This is a genomic window from Klebsiella sp. PCX (genome assembly GCF_021869705.1).
Classification (GTDB): Bacteria; Pseudomonadota; Gammaproteobacteria; order Enterobacterales; family Enterobacteriaceae; genus Klebsiella; species Klebsiella quasipneumoniae.
Genome location: NZ_CP091527.1, coordinates 1,748,013 through 1,768,040 on the forward strand (window position 1 = coordinate 1,748,013; position 20,028 = coordinate 1,768,040).

The 20,028-nt window shown below is 58.4% G+C and carries 16 protein-coding genes; 7 read left to right on the plus strand and 9 right to left on the minus strand.

From position 1 onward, the window contains the following. Positions 1 to 18: 18 nt before the first annotated feature. Entirely contained in the window at positions 19 to 849 is an 831-nt protein-coding gene (locus GQR96_RS08190) for an N-acetylmuramoyl-L-alanine amidase (protein WP_004201345.1), read from the plus strand. On the opposite strand, the gene GQR96_RS08195 is transcribed toward GQR96_RS08190, so the two are convergent. The 4 genes from GQR96_RS08195 to poxB all read right to left on the minus strand — a co-directional run bounded on the left by GQR96_RS08195 (position 846) and on the right by poxB (position 6,158). Then, complete coding sequence (locus tag GQR96_RS08195) at positions 846 to 1,859, minus strand: NAD-dependent epimerase/dehydratase family protein (protein ID WP_002896399.1); 1,014 nt, start codon at positions 1,857 to 1,859, stop codon at positions 846 to 848. The two genes, GQR96_RS08190 and GQR96_RS08195, sit on opposite strands and share 4 nt — an antisense overlap. An 87-nt stretch (positions 1,860 to 1,946) precedes the next feature. Next, positions 1,947 to 3,389, minus strand: coding sequence for an SDR family oxidoreductase (locus tag GQR96_RS08200; RefSeq protein ID WP_069734263.1), 1,443 nt, complete (start codon positions 3,387 to 3,389; stop codon positions 1,947 to 1,949). Between the two features lie 10 nt (positions 3,390 to 3,399). Next, positions 3,400 to 4,401 (minus strand): low-specificity L-threonine aldolase, encoded by a 1,002-nt coding sequence (ltaE, locus tag GQR96_RS08205; protein ID WP_004201348.1) that lies wholly within the window; start codon positions 4,399 to 4,401, stop codon positions 3,400 to 3,402. Positions 4,402 to 4,439: 38 nt separating this feature from the next. Then, the gene (gene poxB, locus GQR96_RS08210) at positions 4,440 to 6,158 is read right to left on the minus strand and encodes a ubiquinone-dependent pyruvate dehydrogenase (protein WP_069734264.1); all 1,719 of its coding nucleotides are present in this window, start codon (positions 6,156 to 6,158) and stop codon (positions 4,440 to 4,442) included. 151 nt (positions 6,159 to 6,309) lie between these two features. Between poxB and GQR96_RS08215 the strand changes: the two genes are divergently transcribed. Further along, positions 6,310 to 6,744, plus strand: a complete 435-nt coding sequence (locus GQR96_RS08215; protein ID WP_004201350.1) for a DoxX family protein — start codon at positions 6,310 to 6,312, stop codon at positions 6,742 to 6,744. Positions 6,745 to 6,950: 206 nt separating this feature from the next. On the opposite strand, the gene hcr is transcribed toward GQR96_RS08215, so the two are convergent. The 4 genes from hcr to aqpZ form a co-directional block, all read right to left on the minus strand. Beyond that, complete coding sequence (gene hcr / locus GQR96_RS08220) at positions 6,951 to 7,919, minus strand: NADH oxidoreductase (protein ID WP_043522152.1); 969 nt, start codon at positions 7,917 to 7,919, stop codon at positions 6,951 to 6,953. Positions 7,920 to 7,929: 10 nt separating this feature from the next. After that, on the minus strand, positions 7,930 to 9,582 hold the full coding sequence (gene hcp, locus GQR96_RS08225) for a hydroxylamine reductase (protein WP_004201352.1): 1,653 nt from the start codon (positions 9,580 to 9,582) through the stop codon (positions 7,930 to 7,932). Positions 9,583 to 9,725: 143 nt separating this feature from the next. Beyond that, positions 9,726 to 10,625 (minus strand): LysO family transporter, encoded by a 900-nt coding sequence (locus GQR96_RS08230; RefSeq protein ID WP_004201354.1) that lies wholly within the window; start codon positions 10,623 to 10,625, stop codon positions 9,726 to 9,728. 114 nt (positions 10,626 to 10,739) lie between these two features. Further along, positions 10,740 to 11,435 carry an aquaporin Z gene (gene aqpZ / locus GQR96_RS08235; protein WP_004201355.1) on the minus strand — a complete coding sequence of 232 codons (696 nt, stop codon included), beginning with the start codon at positions 11,433 to 11,435 and terminating at the stop codon, positions 10,740 to 10,742. Positions 11,436 to 11,854: 419 nt separating this feature from the next. Here aqpZ and GQR96_RS08240 point away from each other — a divergent pair, with 419 nt between their 5' ends. The 3 genes from GQR96_RS08240 (at position 11,855) to macB (ending at position 16,712) form a co-directional block, all read left to right on the plus strand. After that, positions 11,855 to 13,513, plus strand: coding sequence for an ATP-dependent endonuclease (locus GQR96_RS08240; protein WP_023320055.1), 1,659 nt, complete (start codon positions 11,855 to 11,857; stop codon positions 13,511 to 13,513). A 146-nt stretch (positions 13,514 to 13,659) separates the two neighbouring features. Continuing rightward, entirely contained in the window at positions 13,660 to 14,775 is a 1,116-nt protein-coding gene (macA, locus tag GQR96_RS08245; protein ID WP_064187636.1) for a macrolide transporter subunit MacA, read from the plus strand. Beyond that, the gene (macB, locus tag GQR96_RS08250; RefSeq protein WP_065878984.1) at positions 14,772 to 16,712 is read left to right on the plus strand and encodes a macrolide ABC transporter ATP-binding protein/permease MacB; all 1,941 of its coding nucleotides are present in this window, start codon (positions 14,772 to 14,774) and stop codon (positions 16,710 to 16,712) included. Before macA ends, macB begins: the two co-directional genes overlap by 4 nt. 76 nt (positions 16,713 to 16,788) lie before the next feature. On the opposite strand, the gene cspD is transcribed toward macB, so the two are convergent. Continuing rightward, positions 16,789 to 17,010 carry a cold shock-like protein CspD gene (cspD, locus tag GQR96_RS08255; protein WP_002896516.1) on the minus strand — a complete coding sequence of 74 codons (222 nt, stop codon included), beginning with the start codon at positions 17,008 to 17,010 and terminating at the stop codon, positions 16,789 to 16,791. A gap of 325 nt (positions 17,011 to 17,335) precedes the next feature. Between cspD and clpS the strand changes: the two genes are divergently transcribed. Together clpS and clpA are read left to right on the plus strand one after the other, a co-directional pair. Next, complete coding sequence (gene clpS / locus GQR96_RS08260; RefSeq protein WP_002896520.1) at positions 17,336 to 17,653, plus strand: ATP-dependent Clp protease adapter ClpS; 318 nt, start codon at positions 17,336 to 17,338, stop codon at positions 17,651 to 17,653. A gap of 30 nt (positions 17,654 to 17,683) precedes the next feature. After that, positions 17,684 to 19,963, plus strand: coding sequence for an ATP-dependent Clp protease ATP-binding subunit ClpA (gene clpA, locus GQR96_RS08265; protein WP_004201360.1), 2,280 nt, complete (start codon positions 17,684 to 17,686; stop codon positions 19,961 to 19,963). Positions 19,964 to 20,028: the final 65 nt, after the last annotated feature.

Consider the following 20,028-nt stretch of genomic DNA (forward strand, 5'->3'; position numbering starts at 1 on the left):
CCGGGCAAGGGAGAAGGGATGAAACGGATTGCCTATGTACTCCTGTTGGCGCTACTGCTGGCCGGCTGCGCGGGGGAAAAAGGCATCATCGATCGCGACGGATATCAGCTGGACACTCGCCATCCGGCGCAGGCGGCCTATCCGCGCATAAAAGTGCTGGTTATCCACTATACCGCAGATAATTTTGATGTCTCCCTGGCAACCCTGACTGATAAAGAGGTCAGCTCCCACTATTTAATTCCTGAACAGCCGCCGCGCCACCATCATAAACCGCGGATCTGGCAGCTGGTGCCGGAAGAGGATCTGGCCTGGCACGCCGGGGTGAGCTACTGGCGCGGCAGCACGCGCATCAACGATACTTCCATTGGTATTGAACTGGAAAACCGCGGCTGGCAGAAGACTGCGGGGGGTAAAAGCTTTACCCCCTTTCACCCGGAGCAGATCGCGGCCCTGATCCCGCTGGCGCGCGATATTATCACCCGCTACCACATCGCGCCGCAGAACGTGGTAGCCCATGCCGATATCGCCCCGCAGCGCAAAGACGATCCGGGACCGTTGTTCCCCTGGCAACAGCTGGCGCAGCAGGGGATTGGCGCCTGGCCGGACGAGCAGCGGGTGGCTTTCTATCTGAACGGGCGCCCGGCCAGTGAGCCAGTGGACCCTGAGGTAGTACTGGATTTGCTGGCGCGCTACGGCTATCAGGTCACGCCGGAGATGACTCCCGCGCAGAAAAAACGAGTGATTACCGCCTTCCAGATGCACTTCCGCCCCCAGCGCTGGGATGGCGTAGCAGATGCGCAAACCGAAGCGATAGCCGAGGCGCTGTTAGAAAAGTATGGTCAGGGTTAGCGGTGAAGTTTACCGTGGTCGCGCAGCCAGGCGGCGGTACGCACAATCCCGTCGTCCAGCGTCACCACCGGCTGATAACCCAGCTCATCCTGCGCGCGAGTGATATCGAGCGTAAAATCAAAATTCAGTTTCGAGACGCCGTAGTGGGTAAAGGCCGGCTCTTTGGCCGTTTTATCGCCAAAACGCTCCATGCTGCGGGCGATAATATCCAGCATCGGGTAGGGGACTGAGCGGATCCGGCATTTGATGCCCAGCTCGTCGATCAGTTTCTGCACGATACTGCGCAGGGTGCGCGGTTCGCCGTTGCTGATATTCCACGCGCGGGCGGAGGGAAGATGATCGCACGCCGGCTGGCTCGCCAGCCACATCGCGTGGACGGCGTTTTCATAATAGGTCATATCGACCAGCGCGCTGCCGCCCCGTGGCAACAGGACGCTGCCATAGTGTTGCATCATTTGCGCCAGCCGGGGAATAAAGACTTTATCGTGCGGCCCGAACAGGCTCTGCGGGCGCAAAATGGTAAAACGGGTGTGCGGGTTGGCCTGCGCCAGCAGGTTGATCACCTCTTCGCTGGCTGCCTTGCTGCGGGCAAACTCGTTGGCGAAGCGGTGCGGGCGGAAATCTTCCTGAATATCGCGATGGTGGTGATAATCAAAATAGAGCGAGGGCGAAGAGATATGAACGAAATTGCGTACGCCCCATGCTACCGACCACTCGCCGAGGCGACGGGTGGCGCGGACGTTAGCGAGATCGAAAGCCTGCTGCGTGCCCCAGGGCGAGGTAAAGCTTGAGCAGTGCCACAGGGTATCGATACCGGCGAGCATCACTTTAGCCTGCGAAGAGACCAGCTCGGTTAAATCCGCCGGGATGAATTCCGCCCCCATTTTGCTCAGAAGCTTACCCATCGCTTCGTTGCGCCCGGTCGCTCGCACGCTGATGCCCTTGTTGCGCAGATATTCCACTGCGTTGCGGCCTAATCCGCTGGTCGCACCGGTAACCAGTACCTTCATATCACTCTACTGTCCCAGAAAAGAATTTCGTGCGCATTTTTCCGTGATTCTCCCGACTATGCAATGAGAATCATGAAAGAATAATGCTTATCCTTCGACTCTGCCTGAGATTTGTTCGGCCAACCGGGCGATGCGTTGCGCCATACCGCGGAAAATAAACAGGTGCGCCGGGATCATCAGCAGCCAGTAGACCAGGCCCGGCATACCGTGCGGGTGCCACCAGGCGCGGACGTCCAGTTCACGACGATCGCCTTTATCGTTAATGGTAAAGCTTAACCGGCCCAGCCCCGGCGCTTTCATGCCGAACAGCAGAGTGAGCTGTTTTTCTTCCTCCACAATAATCACCTTCCAGCTGTCGACCGTATCGCCGGTCTGCAGATAGTCGCGCTGCGGTCGCCCTTTGGCCAGCCGGTGGCCGACCAGCAGATCCATCGCGCCGCGGGTTTTCCACAGCAGATTGCCGAAAAAATATCCCTCTTTACCGCCGATTTGGTTAACGACCTGCCACAAGGCTTCGCGGCTCGCCGGAGTGGCGACGGTGCAGCCTGCCTGTTTCGGATAGTAGCCATACTCCGGTCGCCAGCGGGCGAAAGCCTGGGCGTCGTAGCCCCAGTCGCTGGAGTTTACCAGCTGCTCTTCTTCTTTCAGGGTGCGGCGAACCGCCTGATCGAAGGGGATCAGCGTTTGCGGGATCAGCGCCCGCAGCGTCCGGTCATCGGCGATCAGATCGTGCTTCAACCCCTGAATCAGCGCTTTGGCGATGGTCGGCGGCACCGAGGTGATGACATTGAGGAACCACACCGAGATCCAGCGCGTCGGCAGGGGAATCGGAATAAGCGGGCGGTGTTTGCCGCTGACGGCCATAAAGCGAATGAACTGCTGCTGGTAGCTTAACACCTCCGGACCGGCGGCTTCGAAGACGCGGTGCGCGTCGGAAGGATGATTCAGCAGCTCAACGAGGTCAACGAGCAGGTTTTCCAGCGCGACAGGGGTGGTACGCGAACGCACCCAGCGCGGAGGAGTCAGCACCGGCAGGTTATAGACCATGTCGCGCATCACCTCGAAGGCGGCGGAGCCGGCGCCGACGATAATTCCGGCCCGCAGCTCGGTGACCGGCACGCCCGACTCGCGCAGGAGATCGCCGGTGACCTGACGAGCGCGCAGATGGTCGGACTGCTCCTGCGCTGGTGCCTGCAGCGAGCTGAGAAAGATAATCTGACGCACCGGCGTCTGGCGCAGGGCATCGCGAACATGCGTCGCCACCCGACGCTCATGGACGATAAAATCGCCGCCTTCGCCCATGCCATGTACCAGATAGTAAAGCGTATCGATACCCGTGAGCAGCGCAGGCAGAGCCTGCGGCTGATTGAGATCGACGGACCGGCAGGTGACGCCGGGCAAATCGAGCTTTTGCAGTCGGTCGGTATGGCGCGCCGCCGCCAGCACCGGATATCTCCGCGCGCTTAACTCGCGGACTAAATGCTGGCCAATATAGCCGCTGGCGCCGAGCACCAGAACAGATTGCGACACGCCTGACTCCTTAGCGTTGTAAAAAAGCCTGCCAGTGGGCGACCACCTCGCTCAACTGCTGACGGTCGACATCCAGGTGAGTGACCAGACGGACGACTGGCGAAGCGTTGATCAGCACGCCGCGCGCCTGCATAAACTCGCCGAGCGCCCGGGCCTGCTCATCACCGACGCGAACGAACAGCATGTTGGTATCGTGACGGGTGACGTCGGCGCCGATGGCGCGCAGCTGATCCGCCATCCACGCGGCGTTATCGTGATCCTCCTGCAGGCGCTGCACATTATTTTTCAGCGCGTACAGTCCGGCGGCGGCCAGAATGCCCGCCTGGCGCATCCCGCCGCCGACCATTTTCCGCCAGCGAACGGCGCGACGAATGTACGCCTCACTACCGACCAGCAGCGAGCCTACCGGGGCGCCAAGCCCCTTTGACAGGCAGATGGTGAAGGAGTCGCAGTATTGGGCGATATCGCGTAACTCGCAGCCGTAGGCCACCACGGCGTTAAAGATGCGCGCGCCGTCGACGTGCAGCGCCAGATTGCGCTGGCGGGTAAACGCCCAGGCTTCCTGCAGATAGTCGCGAGGCAGCACCTTACCGTTATGGGTGTTTTCCAGACTCAGCAGGCGGGTCGGGGCAAAATGGATATCGTCAGGTTTGATTTTCGCTGCGACTTTATCCAGCGGCAGCGAACCGTCCGCCGCGGCGTCAATCGGCTGCGGCTGAATACTGCCGAGAACCGCCGCCCCGCCGGCTTCGTATAGATAGTTATGCGCCCCCTGGCCGACGATATACTCTTCGCCGCGCTGGCAGTGGCTGAGCAGGCCGACGAGGTTGGCCTGGGTGCCGGTGGGCAGAAACAGCGCCGCCTCTTTGCCGGCCAGGTCGGCGGCGTAGCGCTGAAGTTCATTGACGGTAGGGTCGTCGCCATACACATCGTCCCCGACCGGGGCGGCCATCATGGCTTCCAGCATGGCGCGCCCGGGGCGGGTAACGGTATCACTGCGCAGATCGATCACGGCTATTCCTTGTTCTGGTTCAGAGTATTGCTTCTGTTTTACCTGAGCCAGTTGGTTTTCGCCAGTTCGATGACTTCATCGCCGCGCCCGCTGATGATCGCCCGCAGCATATACAGGCTAAAGCCTTTCGCCTGCTCCAGCTTGATCTGCGGCGGGATCGCCAGCTCCTCTTTGGCGACCACGACGTCGACCAGCACCGGACCGTCGGTGCGGAAGGCGGTCTGCAGCGCTTCATCCACCTCGGCGGCTTTCTCAACGCGAATACCTTTAATCCCGCAGGCTTCGGCGATGCGGGCGAAGTTGGTGTCGTGCAGCTCTGTGCCGTCGGTGAGATAGCCCCCGGCCTTCATCTCCATCGCCACGAAACCCAGCACGCTGTTGTTAAAGATGATAATTTTCACCGGCAGCTTCATCTGCGCCAGCGACAGAAAATCTCCCATCAGCATGCTAAACCCGCCGTCGCCGCACATGGCCACCACCTGACGCTCCGGCGCGGTGGCCTTGGCGCCAATGGCCTGCGGCATGGCGTTGGCCATGGAGCCGTGGTTGAATGAACCCAGCAGGCGGCGTTTGCCGTTCATCTTGAGATAGCGTGCCGCCCAGACGGTCGGGGTGCCGACATCGCAGGTGAAAATGGCGTCTTCATCGGCAAAATGGCTGATCTGCTGCGCCAGATATTGCGGGTGGATCGCCTTCTCGCTGGGCTTCGCCAGATCGTCGAGTCCTTTTCGCGCGTCGCGATAGTGCTCCAGCGCCTTATCGAGGAAGCGGCGATCGGTTTTCTCTTCCAGCAGCGGCAGCAGCGTCTTCAGCGTTGATTTAATGTCGCCCACCAGCGCCATATCGACCTTACTGTGCGCGCCGATGCTGCCGGGGTTAATGTCGATCTGAATAATTTTGGCGTCGGTCGGATAGAAGGCGCGATAGGGGAACTGGGTGCCGAGCAGGATCAGAGTGTCGGCATTCATCATGGTGTGGAAGCCAGAAGAGAAGCCAATCAGCCCGGTCATGCCCACATCATACGGGTTGTCATACTCCACATGCTCTTTACCGCGCAACGCATGGACGATGGGAGCTTTAATTTTCGCCGCGAACTCCACCAGCTCCTGGTGGGCGCCGGCGCAACCGCTGCCGCACATGAGCGCGATATTGCTGGAGTAGCGGATCAGCTGGGCCAGCTTGCGCAGCTCTTCTTCCGCCGGGGTGACCGTCGGCAACGGCGCATGATACCACTGGCTGCTGGCGCTCTCCGGGGCCGCCTTCAGCGCCACGTCGCCGGGCAGCACCACCACCGAAACGCCGCGGTTGATCACCGCCTTGCGCATCGCCACCGCCAGCACCTGCGGGATCTGCTCCGGGGTGGAGACCAGCTCGCAGTAGTGGCTGCATTCGCGGAAGAGCTCCTGGGGATGGGTCTCCTGGAAATAGCCGCTGCCGATTTCGCTGGATGGAATGTGGGCGGCAATCGCCAGCACCGGGACATGGTTGCGGTGACAGTCAAACAGACCGTTGATCAGATGCAGGTTACCCGGTCCGCAGGAACCAGCGCAGACCGCCAGTTCGCCGGTCAGTTGCGCCTCCGCGCCGGCGGCGAAAGCGGCAACCTCTTCGTGCCGGGTGGCCATCCAGTCGATGGTGCCCATGCGGTTCAGGCTATCGCTCAATCCATTGAGGGAATCGCCGGTGACGCCCCAGATACGTTTCACGCCGGCCTGTTCCAGCATTTTGGCAATGTATGCGGCCACGGTTTGTTTCATGATCTCCATCTCCTTTTTTTGATAACGCCTTCAAGCTTAGATGAAACTGCAGCTTACGTTGCCGATTGCCCTCAATTTTTTGCTGGTTTTATTGCTGAAGCATTGGGCATACTCTGGGATCTCACAGGATGTAAAACAGGAAGCACATCAAATGGTTAAGGGATTGTTAAACGCAGTAAACAGAACGCTGTCGCATGAAGACGCCGGTAAACTCTTGTTACGACTCGCCGTCGGTGGGTTAATGCTGTTTCACGGTTTGCACAAGCTGCTGGATGGCGTGGACGGCATTAGCGGGATGCTGGCGGCGAAGGGGTTGCCGGGGTTTATCGCCTACGGTGTGCTGGTGGGGGAGGTGGTCGCCCCCTGTTTGTTGATTGTCGGCATCCTGACGCGCCCTGCGGCGCTGGTGTTGGCTTTCACCATGGTGGTAGCGTGGCTGATGGTCGGTCTCGGCAAGACATTTGCGCTTGATGCGGTGGGGGCGTGGGCGATCGAGAATCTGGTCTATTTCTTTGTTGGCGCGCTGGCGATTGCGCTTTTGGGCGCCGGGCGTTACTCGCTGGCCGGTCAGTCGGTTTGGCGGTAAAAATGCCTCATTCGTCCTGGGGCGTAAAGTCGATACTGTTGTCGGTTGGCAGCTTTTCAGTCCGGGAAAGCGTTTATCTCATGTCACCTGAGAGTTTATTGTCGCCAGGGGTTTTCCCGGAGGCGGCGCATTGCGCCTTCTCCGGGCTACCAAATCGCACAGCGCTGTAGCCCCGGTAAGCGGTAGCGCCACCGGGGATTTTGACCTCAGGCGAGAACCAGATCGCTCTGCGGGTGACAGGAGCAGGCCAGCACATAGCCGTCGGCGATTTCATCTTCGGTCAGCGTCATGGTGCTGGTGACGCTATACTCCCCGGAAACGACTCTGGTTTTGCAGCAGCCGCAGACGCCGGCGCGGCAGGCGACGGTCACCGGCACCTGATTGCTCTCCAGCGCCTCGAGCAGGGTGGTGCCCACCGGCGCGTAAAACTCTCTCGCCGGCTGCAGTTTGGTGAATTTCAGCCCGCTGGTGGCGGCCTCTGCCACCGGGGTGAAGAACTTCTCCTTAAAGAAGCGGGTGACACCCAGGGCGGCCACCTCCTGCTCAACCTTCTCCATATACGGCGCTGGCCCGCAGGTCATCACGGTGCGGCTGGCGATATCCGGCACGCTCTGCAGTAGCTCCAGGGTCAGACGGCCGGCGACAAAACCGTGCGTTGCGTTGTGCTCCGCCACCAGGGTAACCGGATAGTTGCGCCACTCCTCGGCAAAGATCACATCCTCCGGCGAACGAACGCTATAGATCACTTGCACGTCTGCCAGCGGGCGGTACTTCGCCAGCCAGCGGCGCATCGACATTATCGGCGTCACCCCGCAGCCGGCGGCCAGCAGCAGGAATTTGTCTTCCGCCTTATCGTCGCAGATAAACTCGCCCATCGCATCGGACAGCCAAAGATAATCGCCGCGTTTGACCTCGTGGGTTAACCATTGTGAACCCGCGCCCTCGTTAATGCGGCGAACGGTCAGCGTAATATACTCGCTGACCCCCGGCGTAGAGGAGAGGGTGTAGGCGCGCAGCGTTTCCGCGGAATCACGCACGCTGACCAGGGCGTACTGCCCGGCGCGATACGGATAGTAATCGTGGCACAGCAGCGAAAGGGTCCACACGTCCGGGGTTTCCTGGTGAATGTGGTGAACCTGCATCCGCCACGGGCATTGCGAAGTTGGCATGGTCATCAGGGACTCCTTACGCGCTCAGCAGCTGCTGCATATCTTGTTCCACGGTAGTCACGGAACGCAGACCAAACTTCTCATTGAGGACAGCCAGCAGATCCGGAGTGAAGAAGCCTGGCGCTGTCGGGCCGGTGACGATATTTTTCACGCCGAGAGACAGCAGCGTCAGCAGGATGACAATCGCTTTCTGTTCGAACCAGGAGAGCACCAGCGACAGCGGCAGATCGTTGACGCCGCAGCCCAGTTTTTCCGCCAGCGTGACCGCCAGAATAATCGCCGAATAGGCATCATTACACTGACCAGCGTCGACCAGACGCGGCAGGCCTTCGATATCGCCGAAATCCAGCTTGTTAAAGCGGTATTTACCGCAGGCCAGCGTCAGGATCAGGCAGTCATCCGGCACGCTGGTGGCAAAATCGGTGAAATAGTTACGTTCCCCGCGCGCGCCGTCGCAGCCGCCGACGAGGAAGATATGGCGCAGTTTTTCACGGCTGACCAGATCGATCAGCGTATCCGCCGCGCCGAGCAGGGTCTGACGGCCAAAGCCGACGGTGATCAGATGCGGGATTTCGCTGTACGGGAAGCCCGCCATCTGCTGCGCCTGGGCAATGACCGGGGAGAAGTCTTCGCCTTCCAGGTGGTTCACGCCCGGCCAGCCGACGATGCTGCGGGTCCAGATGCGATCGTCGTAAGCGCCGACGGTGGGATCGATGATGCAGTTAGAGGTCATCACGATGGGGCCTGGGAAGCGGGCGAATTCCACCTGCTGGTTCTGCCAGCCGCTGCCGTAGTTGCCGATCAGATGTTTGAATTTACGCAGCTCCGGATAGCCGTGCGCCGGCAGCATTTCGCCGTGGGTATAGACATTGACGCCGGTGCCTTCCGTCTGCTCCAGCAGGTTATAGAGATCTTTCAGGTCGTGGCCAGAGATCAGGATACATTTACCTGCGGTGGCTTTTACGTTGACCTGAGTCGGCGTTGGGTGGCCATATTTGGTGGTTTCGCCGGCGTCAAGGATGCTCATCACTTTGAAGTTCATCTGGCCGATTTCCATCGAACATTCGAGCAGCGCATTCATATCCGCAGGCCAGGTGCCCAGCCACGCCATGATCTTGTGGTACTGGGCATAAATGGCGTTGTCGTACTGGCCGAGCACGTGCGCGTGTTCCATATAAGCTGCCGCGCCTTTCAGGCCGTACAGGCACAGCAGGCGCAGGCCGAGGATATTCTCGCCGATAGCGGCTTTATCTTTATTCGGGGCATAGTCTGCCGCCTGACGCTGCAGGTCACCCAGATCGTCGCCGACCAGCTGCAGGTCGGCCACCGGGCTGTCAACTTTGGCGCTGGCATCAAGGTCCAGGCACTGCGCTTTCAGCGCCTCACGCATGGCAATCGCCTGACGGGCATAGCCGACGATGCGCGGAGAATCGAAATTGACGTTAGTTAGCGTAGAGAAGAAGGCGCGGGGGGCGAAGCTGTCGACCTCATGATCGATAATGCCATATTCGCGGGCCTTAAGCGCCCAGGCGGAGAGGCCTTGCAGTGACGCAATCAGCAGATCCTGTAGATCGGAGGTTTCCGCTGTTTTACCGCACATCCCCTGCGCGTAAGAGCAGCCGTTGCCGGCCGGGGTACGAATGGTTTGTTCACATTGCACACAAAACATGGTCACACCTTTAAAGTTATATTTGATATACATGTTTAAGGTTATGCCCGAGCGCGTGAGGAGAAAAGGTATTTCTGATACAACTTAAAGGGAGATTGATTTAGCGCAAAATTGGCGGCAGGAAGTCTGCCGCCAGCGCCTACTCAGGCGGCAAAAAAGGCGATCAGGATCGGGACCAGCAGGCTCAGCAGAAAACCGTGTACGATGGCGGCAGGGACGATCTCCACGCCGCCGGAACGCTGCAGCACCGGTAAGGTGAAGTCCATGGAGGTAGCGCCGCACAGACCCAGCGCCGTGGAGCGGCTTCGGCGAATCAGGCCCGGAATTAACATGATGGCCAGCAGCTCGCGGCACAGGTCGTTAAAGAACGCCGCGCTGCCGATTACCGGGCCAAAGGATTCGGTCAGTAAAATACCGGAGAGTGAATACCAGCCGAAGCCGCTGGCCATCGCCAGACCGGTCTTTAGCGGCAAATCCAGAATAAAGGCGTTGAGGATGCCGCCGAGTAATGAACTGATCGTGACCACCACGGCGACGATCATTCCCCGGCGGTTAAGGACTATTTGTCGCAGACTCATTCCATTATTGCGTAATTGAATACCGACGAGGAACAGGAGAAAGATCAGCGTATATTCGCTGGCTTCGGTGGCGTGTTGTAAAAAAGGCAGGCCGGTCAGGCCAAGCAAAAAACCGAGAACCACCACCCCGCACAGCTGGAGTGATTCAAGGGCCATGGCCAGGCGCGAGGGTAATTTCTCCTGACGATGCAGACTGCGCCAGGGCATTTTTCTTTCCAGCCACAGCAGAGCGGTAATATTACACAGTAAAATGATGACCACGCTCACCGCGGCGTAATGCAATATCGCCAGCAGATTGCTGGCCAGATTGTCGAGAAACGCCAGGCTGATACCCATAAAAAAGAGGATCACATAGACAATCCAGCTCAGCATCCGGTGAATCAGTTTTAGCGCAGAGGAGTGACGAAGAGGCAGTAAATAGCCGACGACCAGCGGCAACAGAATGATGAACAGTCCCGAGAACATGAACGATGCAGCCCTTGCATGATGAGAATAGCGCTCATGACACTACCCAAATAGCCGGGCCGAGTAAAGCTGTCGCCAGAAAGAAAAAGCCCGGAGACCCGGGCTTAGAAAGAATTAATCGCGTTTTTCCAGCAGAGTGCGGTACAGCACGCCGCCAAGGATCCCGCCGACGATCGGCATGACCCAGAACAGCCACAGCTGCTGCAGCGCCCAACCGCCCTGGAAAATCGCCACCGCGGTGCTGCGCGCCGGGTTGACGGAAGTGTTGGTGACCGGAATGCTGATTAAATGGATGAGAGTCAGCGCCAGGCCGATAGCGATCGGCGCGAAGCCCGCCGGCGCGTGTTTGTCGGTCGCGCCATGGATAACCAGCAGGAAGCCGCAGGTCAGTACGATTTCAATAACGATAGCCGACAGCATAGAGAAGCCGCCCGGGGAGTGTTCGCCATAGCCGTTTGAGGCAAAGCCGCTGGCGGCGGCATCAAATCCGGCTTTACCGCTGGCCACCACGTACAGCACCGCGGCGGCAATAATTCCGCCGACCACCTGGGCGATAATATAGCCAATGACCTCTTTCGCCGGGAAACGACCACCGGCCCACAGGCCTAAGGTTACCGCCGGGTTGAAATGACCGCCGGAAATATGGCCAACCGCATACGCCATGGTTAATACGGTTAAACCAAATGCCAGCGCCACGCCGGCAAAACCGATACCCAACTCGGGAAATGCTGCGGCAAGTACGGCGCTACCGCAGCCGCCAAATACAAGCCAGAAGGTGCCGAAGCATTCGGCTGCTAATTTTCTGAACATAACCACCTCAATTTAAATGTATACGCGCACGAGCGGACCGTGCCGGTCTTTATTTATCGTGATAAGGGACGACGATAAAAATAAAGCGGCGTTATTCTAGAGATAATCGCCATCCCAGAGCCAGTTAAATATATTGATATTATTTGATTTAGGGCAAGGTGAAGGGATTGCGTTTGCCAGTTTAACTCTTCCTATATCCATCCAAGATTATCAATAGTGTAGAACATAACGTCTGAAATAAAACTATTTTGTTTGATGAATAATCAATAGCCGTTAATAGACGATAAGTGCGTAATTTTATGAATATATTTAATCTCCTGAATAGGATGCGCAGAGGTGATTAAGCGGAGTGTCATCTTGCCGCCGCCCTCGCTATACTGTTGATTACTGAAGGAGAGTGGTGGTGTAGCGGAGGGGATATGCTTCTTGAGCGCGTAGAAATCGTCGGTTTTCGCGGTATCAATCGTCTGTCGTTGATGCTGGAGCAAAATAACGTCCTGATCGGGGAGAACGCGTGGGGGAAGTCCAGTCTGCTTGATGCGCTGACCCTGCTTTTGTCGCCAGAGTTCGATCTTTATCACTTTGTCCGCGATGACTTCTGGTTCCCCGCGGGCGACATCCAGGGGCGCGAGCACCATTTGCATATTATTCTGACCTTTCGTGAAACCGAGCCGGGGCGCCATCGGGTGCGGCGTTTCCGTCCGCTTCAGCGCTGTTGGGTGCCCTGTGATGACGGGTATCACAGGGTGTTCTACCGCCTGGAAGGCGAACTCGCCGATGACGACAGCGTGATGACCCTGCGCAGTTTTATCGATGGCGAAGGCGAAGCGCTGGCGCTGGAGGATATCGATGAGCTGGCCAGACACCTGGTGCGTTTGATGCCGGTGCTGCGCCTGCGCGACGCGCGCTTTATGCGGCGCATTCATAACGGGACGGTACCGCACTCGCCGCAGATAGAGATCACTGCCCGCCAGCTGGATTTTCTCTCCAGAGAGCTGGTCAGCCATCCGCAAAATTTATCCGACGGTCAGATCCGTCAGGGGTTGTCGGCCATGGTGCAGCTGCTGGAGCATTACTTTGCCGAGCAAAGCAGCGCCCAGACGCGACATCGCCTGATGCGTCGACGTTCCCATGATGAGCAGCGTAGCTGGCGTTATTTGGATATTATCAACCGCATGATCGACAAGCCCGGCGGGCGCAGCCATCGGGTGATCCTGCTGGGGCTGTTTGCTACCCTGCTGCAGGCGAAAGGGACGGTGCGCCTCGATCGCGACGCGCGGCCGCTGCTGTTGATTGAGGATCCCGAGACCCGCCTGCACCCGATCATGCTCTCCGTCGCCTGGCATCTGCTGAATTTGCTGCCGTTGCAGCGTGTGACCACCACCAACTCCGGAGAGCTGCTGTCCCTGACGCCGGTGGAGCAGGTTTGTCGGCTGGTGCGTGAATCGGCGCGGGTGTCGGCATGGCGGCTGGGGCCGGGCGGAATGAATGCCGAAGAGAGTCGACGCATTGCCTTTCACATCCGCTTCAATCGCGCCTCATCGCTCTTCGCCCGCTGTTGGCTGCTGGTGGAGGGGGAGACGGAAACCTGGGTTATCAACGAGCTGGCCCGCCAGTGCGGCCATCATTTTGATGCTGAAGGGGTGAAAGTGATTGAATTCGCCCAGTCGGGCCTGAAGCCATTGATCAAATTCGCCCGCCGGATGGGGATCCAGTGGCACGTGCTGGTGGATGGCGATGAGGCAGGAAAAAAATATGCCGCGACCGTACGCGGTCTGCTGAATAACGATCGCGAGCTGGAGCGCGACCATCTGACCGCTCTGCCGGCGCTGGATATGGAACACTTTATGTATCGTCAGGGATTTGATGACGTTTACCACCGGGTGGCGCAGATCCCGGATAATGTGCCCATGAATATGCGGCGGGTGATCACCAAGGCCATCCATCGCTCATCCAAGCCGGACCTGGCGATTGAGGTGGCAATGGAAGCCGGCCGCCGTGGGGTGGACGCTGTGCCGACGCTGCTGAAAAAAATGTTCTCGCGGGTACTGTGGCTGGCCCGCGGTCGCGCTGATTAATCTCTTCGCCGTCGGAAATTTCGGCGGCGCAAAGCTCTCCGGCAGCTAAACAAAACATCATTGGCGCGAAAAATGGGTGTCCTGTTGCCGACGGGTTTCGATAGAATCTCCGCCTGGAGCGGCAGGGAAACAGCAGGAATCGGAATATGAAAGTGAAGGGAAAACGCAGGACCGTCTGGTGGCTGTTGGCGATCGTTGTGCTGGGTCTGGCTGTCTGGGGATGGCGGATCCTCAATGCGCCGCTACCGCACTACCAGACGCTGGTGGTGCGCAAAGGCGATCTCCAGCAGAGCGTGCTGGCCACCGGCAAGCTGGATGCCCTGCGAAAAGTTGACGTCGGCGCCCAGGTCAGCGGACAGCTGAAGACGCTGCACGTGAATATCGGCGATAAGGTCAAAAAGGACCAACTGCTGGGGGTTATCGATCCTGAGCAGGCGCAAAACCAGATCAAAGAGGTGGAAGCGACGTTAATGGAGCTGCGCGCCCAGCTCAATCAGGCGCGCGCGGAGAGTAAGCTGGCGCAGGTGACCTTGGCCCGTCAGCAGCAGCTGGCGCAGCGCCAGCTGGTCTCGCGACAAGACCTCGATACCGCGGCCACCGACCTGGCGGTGAAACAGGCGCAAATCGGCACCATTGAAGCGCAAATTAAGCGCAACCAGGCAACGCTCGACACGGCGAAGACCAACCTCGACTACACGCGGATCCTGGCGCCGATGGCTGGTGAAGTGACGCAAATTACTACCCTGCAGGGACAGACGGTGATCGCTGCCCAGCAGGCGCCGAACATTCTGACCCTGGCGGACCTCAGCACCATGCTGGTGAAAGCGCAGGTCTCCGAAGCGGATGTCATCCACCTCAGACCGGGACAAAAGGCGTGGTTTACCGTGCTGGGCGACCCGCTAACTCGCTATGAAGGCAAGCTGAAGGACATTCTGCCGACGCCGGAAAAAGTCAACGACGCCATCTTCTATTATGCCCGCTTCGAGGTCCCGAACCCGCAGGGAATTCTGCGCCTCGACATGACCGCGCAGGTGCATATCCAACTGGCCGAGGTGAAGAACGTGATCACCATCCCGCTGAGCGCCCTGGGTGATGCGGTCGGTGATAACCGCTACCACGTCCGGCTGTTGCGTACCGGCGAGGTCAAAGAGCGTGAGATTGTCATTGGCGCGCGCAATGATACCGACGTCGCGGTGGTACAGGGTCTTGAAGAGGGGGATGAGGTGATCGTCGGCGAGAGCGCGAACGGGGCGGCAAAATGACGGCCCTGCTCGAGCTGCGTGATATTCGTCGCAGCTATCCTTCCGGCGACGGCAGCGTTGAGGTCCTCAAGGGGATCACCCTCAGTATCCATGCCGGGGAGATGGTGGCGATCGTGGGCGCCTCCGGCTCGGGAAAATCGACGCTGATGAATATCCTTGGCTGCCTCGACAAACCCACCAGCGGCACCTATCGGGTGGCGGGAACCGATATCGCGCAGCTGGATGGCGATGCGCTGGCCCGTCTGCGGCGGGAACACTTTGGCTTTATCTTTCAACGCTACCATCTGCTGTCCCATCTGACCGCCGCGCAGAATGTCGAAGTGCCGGCGGTGTATGCCGGCAGTGAACGGCGCGCGCGCCTGGCGCGCGCTCATGAGCTGCTGGCGCGCCTGGGGCTGGGCGAGCGCGCCGACTATCAACCGTCGCAGCTGTCCGGCGGCCAACAGCAGCGGGTCAGTATCGCCCGCGCCCTGATGAACGGTGGGGAAGTGATCCTCGCCGATGAGCCCACCGGCGCGCTGGACAGCCATTCCGGCGAAGAGGTAATGGCGATCCTGCACCAGCTAAAAGCGCAGGGGCACACGGTCATCATTGTGACCCACGATCCGCAGGTCGCCGCTCAGGCGGAGCGGATCGTCGAGATCCGCGATGGCGAGATCGTCCGCAACCCGCCCGCCAGCCGCCAGGGCGGCGGACTGCGCGCCCGTCCGCAGGCGGAGCCTTCGGCGTGGCGTCAGTTTACCAGCGGCTTTCGCGAAGCGCTGGTGATGGCCTGGAGAGCGATGGCGGCGAATAAAATGCGTACCCTGCTGACCATGCTCGGCATTATTATCGGTATTGCCTCGGTGGTGTCGATCGTGGTGGTGGGGGATGCCGCCAAGCAGATGGTGCTGGCAGATATTCGCGCCATCGGCACCAATACCATTGATGTGTATCCTGGTAAGGATTTTGGCGACGACGACCCGCGCTACCAGCAGGCGCTGAAGTATGACGATTTGCTGGCGATCCAGAAGCAGCCGTGGGTGCGCTCCGCCACGCCGGCGGTTTCAAAAAGCCTGCGCCTGCGCGCCAACAATATTGACGTTGCCGCCAGTGCGGAGGGGGTCGGTCCACAGTATTTTAATGTCTACGGCATGACCTTTAGCGAAGGCAATACCTTCAATGAACTGCAGCTCAACAGTCGGGCACAGGTGGTAGTGCTCGACAGCAATACCCGTCGGCAGCTGTTTCCCAATAAAGCGAAAGTGGTGGGCGAGGTGATTCTGGTGGGCAATATGCCGGCCACGGTGATTGGCGTTGCGGATGAAAAGCAGTCGATGTTCGGCAGCAGCAAAATTCTCCGCGTCTGGTTGCCCTACACCACCATGGCGGGAAGAGTAATGGGCCAGTCGTGGCTGAACTCCATCACTGTGCGCGTTCATGAAGGCTACGACAGTGAAACCGCAGAGAAACAGCTGCTGCGTCTGCTGGAGCTGCGGCATGGTAAAAAAGATGTATTCACCTGGAATATGGACAGCGTCTTGAAAACCGCCGAAAGGACCACACATACCTTACAGCTGTTCCTGACATTGGTGGCGGTGATTGCCCTGGTGGTCGGCGGGATTGGCGTAATGAATATTATGCTGGTGTCGGTGACCGAACGGACGCGGGAGATCGGCATCCGCATGGCGGTTGGCGCGCGGGCCAGCGATGTGCTGCAGCAGTTTCTCATCGAGGCGGTGCTGGTTTGCCTGGTCGGCGGTGCGCTGGGGGTGACGTTGTCGCTGATGATCGCGTTTATTCTGCAACTGTTTCTCCCGGGCTGGGAGATCGGTTTTTCGCCGCTGGCGCTGGTGACGGCGTTTCTCTGTTCGACGTTAACCGGGGTGCTGTTTGGCTGGCTGCCGGCGCGCAATGCGGCGCGGCTCGATCCGGTGGATGCCCTGGCGCGGGAGTAGTCGGGATGAGAAATAAAAATGCCAGTCAGAAGGACTGGCATTTTATTAGCAGGATGTACACAATGAAGCAAAAGAGTTATGCAGCCGTTTCCGCTTCCACAGGGACGATCACGCTGGCGTGGTTGCCTTTTGGCCCCTGGTGAACATCAAACCGAACGGCTTGTCCGGCTTTTAGCGTTCTGTAACCATCCATCTGGATGGTGGAGTAATGGGCGAAAATGTCTTCGCCGCCGCCCTCAGGGCAGATAAAACCGAACCCTTTGGCATTGTTGAACCACTTAACAGTACCCATTTCCATACTTCGACATCCTTCGTAAATCTTTATTAGTAAGATGGAATGAACCGGTGGTGGAGTGACGAGTTGTTCAATTGCTCGCCAACTCTCGCCACTACAATTTAGAGAAATACGAAAACGCGTCAAGCGATTGAGGAGGGGGAACGGCGAAAAATGCGTCAAAATTTGAAGCAGTTAACGCTATTGCCGGGGAATGTGACAGCCGTCGCGGATAGAAGCGATAGATGATAGTTATCTATGATCTGTTGTAGATTTGTGATGAGCATAACCTCTGGTCATCGACAGGCCTCCGCCTGTTGGCAACAGCAACCGATGATGAACACTGACGATGAGTAAGAGAGATTGGCTGGACTTCGAGCACCTGGTTGACGACGAAGTTCGTGATGCGATTAAACCGCCATCTATGTATAAAGTGATATTGGTCAATGATGACTACACTCCAATGGAGTTTGTTATTGACGTGTTACAAAAATTCTTTTCTTATGATGTTGAACGTGCAACGCAACTGATGCTCACGGTTCACTATGAAGGTAAGGCGATTTGTGGCGTGTTTACCGCGGAAGTGGCGGAGACCAAAGTCGCTATGGTGAATCAGTACGCGAGGGAGAACGAGCATCCATTGCTGTGTACGCTGGAAAAAGCCTGAATTCAGGCATGAAAATTGGGGGAGGTGCCTATGCTCAATCAAGAACTGGAACTCAGTTTAAATATGGCTTTCGCCAGAGCGCGCGAGCACCGTCATGAGTTTATGACCGTCGAGCACTTGCTGCTGGCTCTGCTAAGCAACCCCTCGGCCCGTGAGGCCCTGGAAGCGTGTTCAGTGGACCTGGTGGCATTGCGTCAGGAACTTGAAGCCTTCATCGAACAAACCACACCCGTCCTGCCAGCCACGGAAGAAGAGCGCGACACCCAGCCGACGCTGAGCTTCCAGCGTGTGCTGCAGCGCGCCGTTTTCCACGTGCAATCTTCTGGCCGCAGCGAAGTGACCGGCGCCAACGTGCTGGTGGCCATTTTCAGCGAGCAGGAGTCGCAGGCCGCCTACCTGCTGCGTAAACATGAAGTGAGCCGACTCGATGTGGTGAACTTCATTTCTCATGGTACACGCAAAGATGAGCCGAGCCAGTCTTCCGATAACAGCGGAAGCCAGCCTGGCAATGAAGAGCAAGCCGGCGGGGAGGAACGTATGGAAAACTTCACCACCAACCTCAATCAGCTTGCTCGCGTTGGCGGCATCGATCCCCTGATCGGCCGTGAAAAAGAGCTGGAGCGCGCCATTCAGGTGCTGTGCCGTCGGCGTAAAAATAACCCGCTGCTGGTGGGGGAATCCGGCGTCGGTAAAACCGCCATCGCCGAAGGCCTTGCCTGGCGTATTGTGCAGGGCGATGTGCCGGAAGTCATGGCTGACTGCACCATCTACTCGCTTGATATTGGTTCTCTGCTGGCCGGGACGAAATACCGTGGCGATTTTGAAAAACGCTTTAAAGCGTTGCTGAAACAGCTGGAGCAGGATACCAACAGCATCCTGTTCATTGATGAGATCCACACCATCATCGGTGCGGGAGCGGCGTCTGGCGGCCAGGTCGATGCGGCTAACCTGATCAAACCGCTGCTTTCCAGCGGCAAGATCCGGGTGATTGGCTCCACCACTTACCAGGAGTTCAGCAACATCTTTGAAAAAGATCGTGCGCTGGCCCGCCGTTTCCAGAAAATCGATATTACCGAACCGTCGGTGGAAGAGACCGTCCAGATTATCAACGGCCTGAAGCCGAAGTACGAAGCGCACCACGATGTGCGTTATACCGCCAAGGCGGTGCGTGCGGCGGTTGAGCTGGCGGTGAAATACATTAACGATCGCCATCTGCCGGATAAGGCGATTGACGTAATTGACGAGGCGGGGGCGCGGGCGCGCTTAATGCCGGTCAGCAAGCGTAAGAAAACGGTCAATGTGGCGGATATCGAGTCCGTGGTGGCGCGCATTGCGCGGATCCCTGAGAAGAGCGTCTCCCGCAGCGATCGCGATACGCTGAAAAACCTTGGCGATCGACTGAAAATGCTGGTCTTTGGTCAGGATAAGGCCATCGAGGCGCTGACGGAAGCCATCAAGATGGCGCGCGCCGGGCTGGGCCATGAGCACAAGCCGGTGGGTTCATTCCTGTTCGCCGGGCCGACCGGGGTGGGGAAAACCGAAGTGACCGTGCAGCTGGCGAAGGCGCTGGGTATTGAGCTGCTGCGTTTTGATATGTCCGAATATATGGAACGTCATACCGTCAGTCGTTTAATCGGGGCGCCTCCGGGCTACGTCGGCTTCGACCAGGGCGGGCTGCTGACCGATGCGGTGATTAAACATCCGCATGCGGTGCTGCTGCTCGATGAGATCGAAAAAGCGCATCCGGACGTGTTCAACCTGCTGCTGCAGGTGATGGACAACGGCACGCTGACCGATAACAACGGACGTAAAGCGGACTTCCGCAACGTGGTGCTGGTGATGACCACCAACGCCGGGGTGCGGGAAACCGAGCGTAAATCGATTGGCCTTATCCAGCAGGACAACAGTCCGGACGCAATGGATGAGATCAAGAAGATCTTTACGCCGGAGTTCCGTAACCGTCTCGACAACATCATCTGGTTCGATCACCTCTCCACCACGGTGATCCATCAGGTTGTCGACAAGTTTATCGTCGAGCTGCAGGTTCAGCTGGATCAGAAAGGCGTCTCCCTGGAAGTCAGCCAGGAAGCGCGCGACTGGCTGGCGGAAAAAGGCTACGACCGGGCAATGGGGGCACGTCCAATGGGACGCGTCATTCAGGACAACCTGAAAAAACCGCTGGCGAACGAGCTGCTGTTTGGCTCGCTGGTCGACGGCGGGCAGGTGACGGTCTCTCTGGACAGCGCGAAAAATACGCTGACCTACGACTTCCAGAGCGCGCCGAAGCACAAACCGGAAGCCGCCCATTAAGGCGATATCTTCAATGTAAAAAACCGGCCAGGGGCCGGTTTTTTTTTGCCAACTGGCGGTAGAAA

Excerpts from the sequence above, each read along its gene's own strand:
- GQR96_RS08190 (WP_004201345.1), top strand. The coding sequence starts at position 19 with ATGAAACGGATTGCCTATGTACTCCTGTTGGCGCTACTGCTGGCCGGC.
- GQR96_RS08195 (WP_002896399.1), bottom strand. The coding sequence starts at position 1,859 with ATGAAGGTACTGGTTACCGGTGCGACCAGCGGATTAGGCCGCAACGCA.
- poxB (WP_069734264.1), bottom strand. The coding sequence starts at position 6,158 with ATGAAACAAACCGTGGCCGCATACATTGCCAAAATGCTGGAACAGGCC.
- GQR96_RS08215 (WP_004201350.1), top strand. The coding sequence starts at position 6,310 with ATGGTTAAGGGATTGTTAAACGCAGTAAACAGAACGCTGTCGCATGAA.
- hcr (WP_043522152.1), bottom strand. The coding sequence starts at position 7,919 with ATGACCATGCCAACTTCGCAATGCCCGTGGCGGATGCAGGTTCACCAC.
- hcp (WP_004201352.1), bottom strand. The coding sequence starts at position 9,582 with ATGTTTTGTGTGCAATGTGAACAAACCATTCGTACCCCGGCCGGCAAC.
- GQR96_RS08230 (WP_004201354.1), bottom strand. The coding sequence starts at position 10,625 with ATGTTCTCGGGACTGTTCATCATTCTGTTGCCGCTGGTCGTCGGCTAT.
- aqpZ (WP_004201355.1), bottom strand. The coding sequence starts at position 11,435 with ATGTTCAGAAAATTAGCAGCCGAATGCTTCGGCACCTTCTGGCTTGTA.
- GQR96_RS08240 (WP_023320055.1), top strand. The coding sequence starts at position 11,855 with ATGCTTCTTGAGCGCGTAGAAATCGTCGGTTTTCGCGGTATCAATCGT.
- macA (WP_064187636.1), top strand. The coding sequence starts at position 13,660 with ATGAAAGTGAAGGGAAAACGCAGGACCGTCTGGTGGCTGTTGGCGATC.
- macB (WP_065878984.1), top strand. The coding sequence starts at position 14,772 with ATGACGGCCCTGCTCGAGCTGCGTGATATTCGTCGCAGCTATCCTTCC.
- cspD (WP_002896516.1), bottom strand. The coding sequence starts at position 17,010 with ATGGAAATGGGTACTGTTAAGTGGTTCAACAATGCCAAAGGGTTCGGT.
- clpS (WP_002896520.1), top strand. The coding sequence starts at position 17,336 with ATGAGTAAGAGAGATTGGCTGGACTTCGAGCACCTGGTTGACGACGAA.
- clpA (WP_004201360.1), top strand. The coding sequence starts at position 17,684 with ATGCTCAATCAAGAACTGGAACTCAGTTTAAATATGGCTTTCGCCAGA.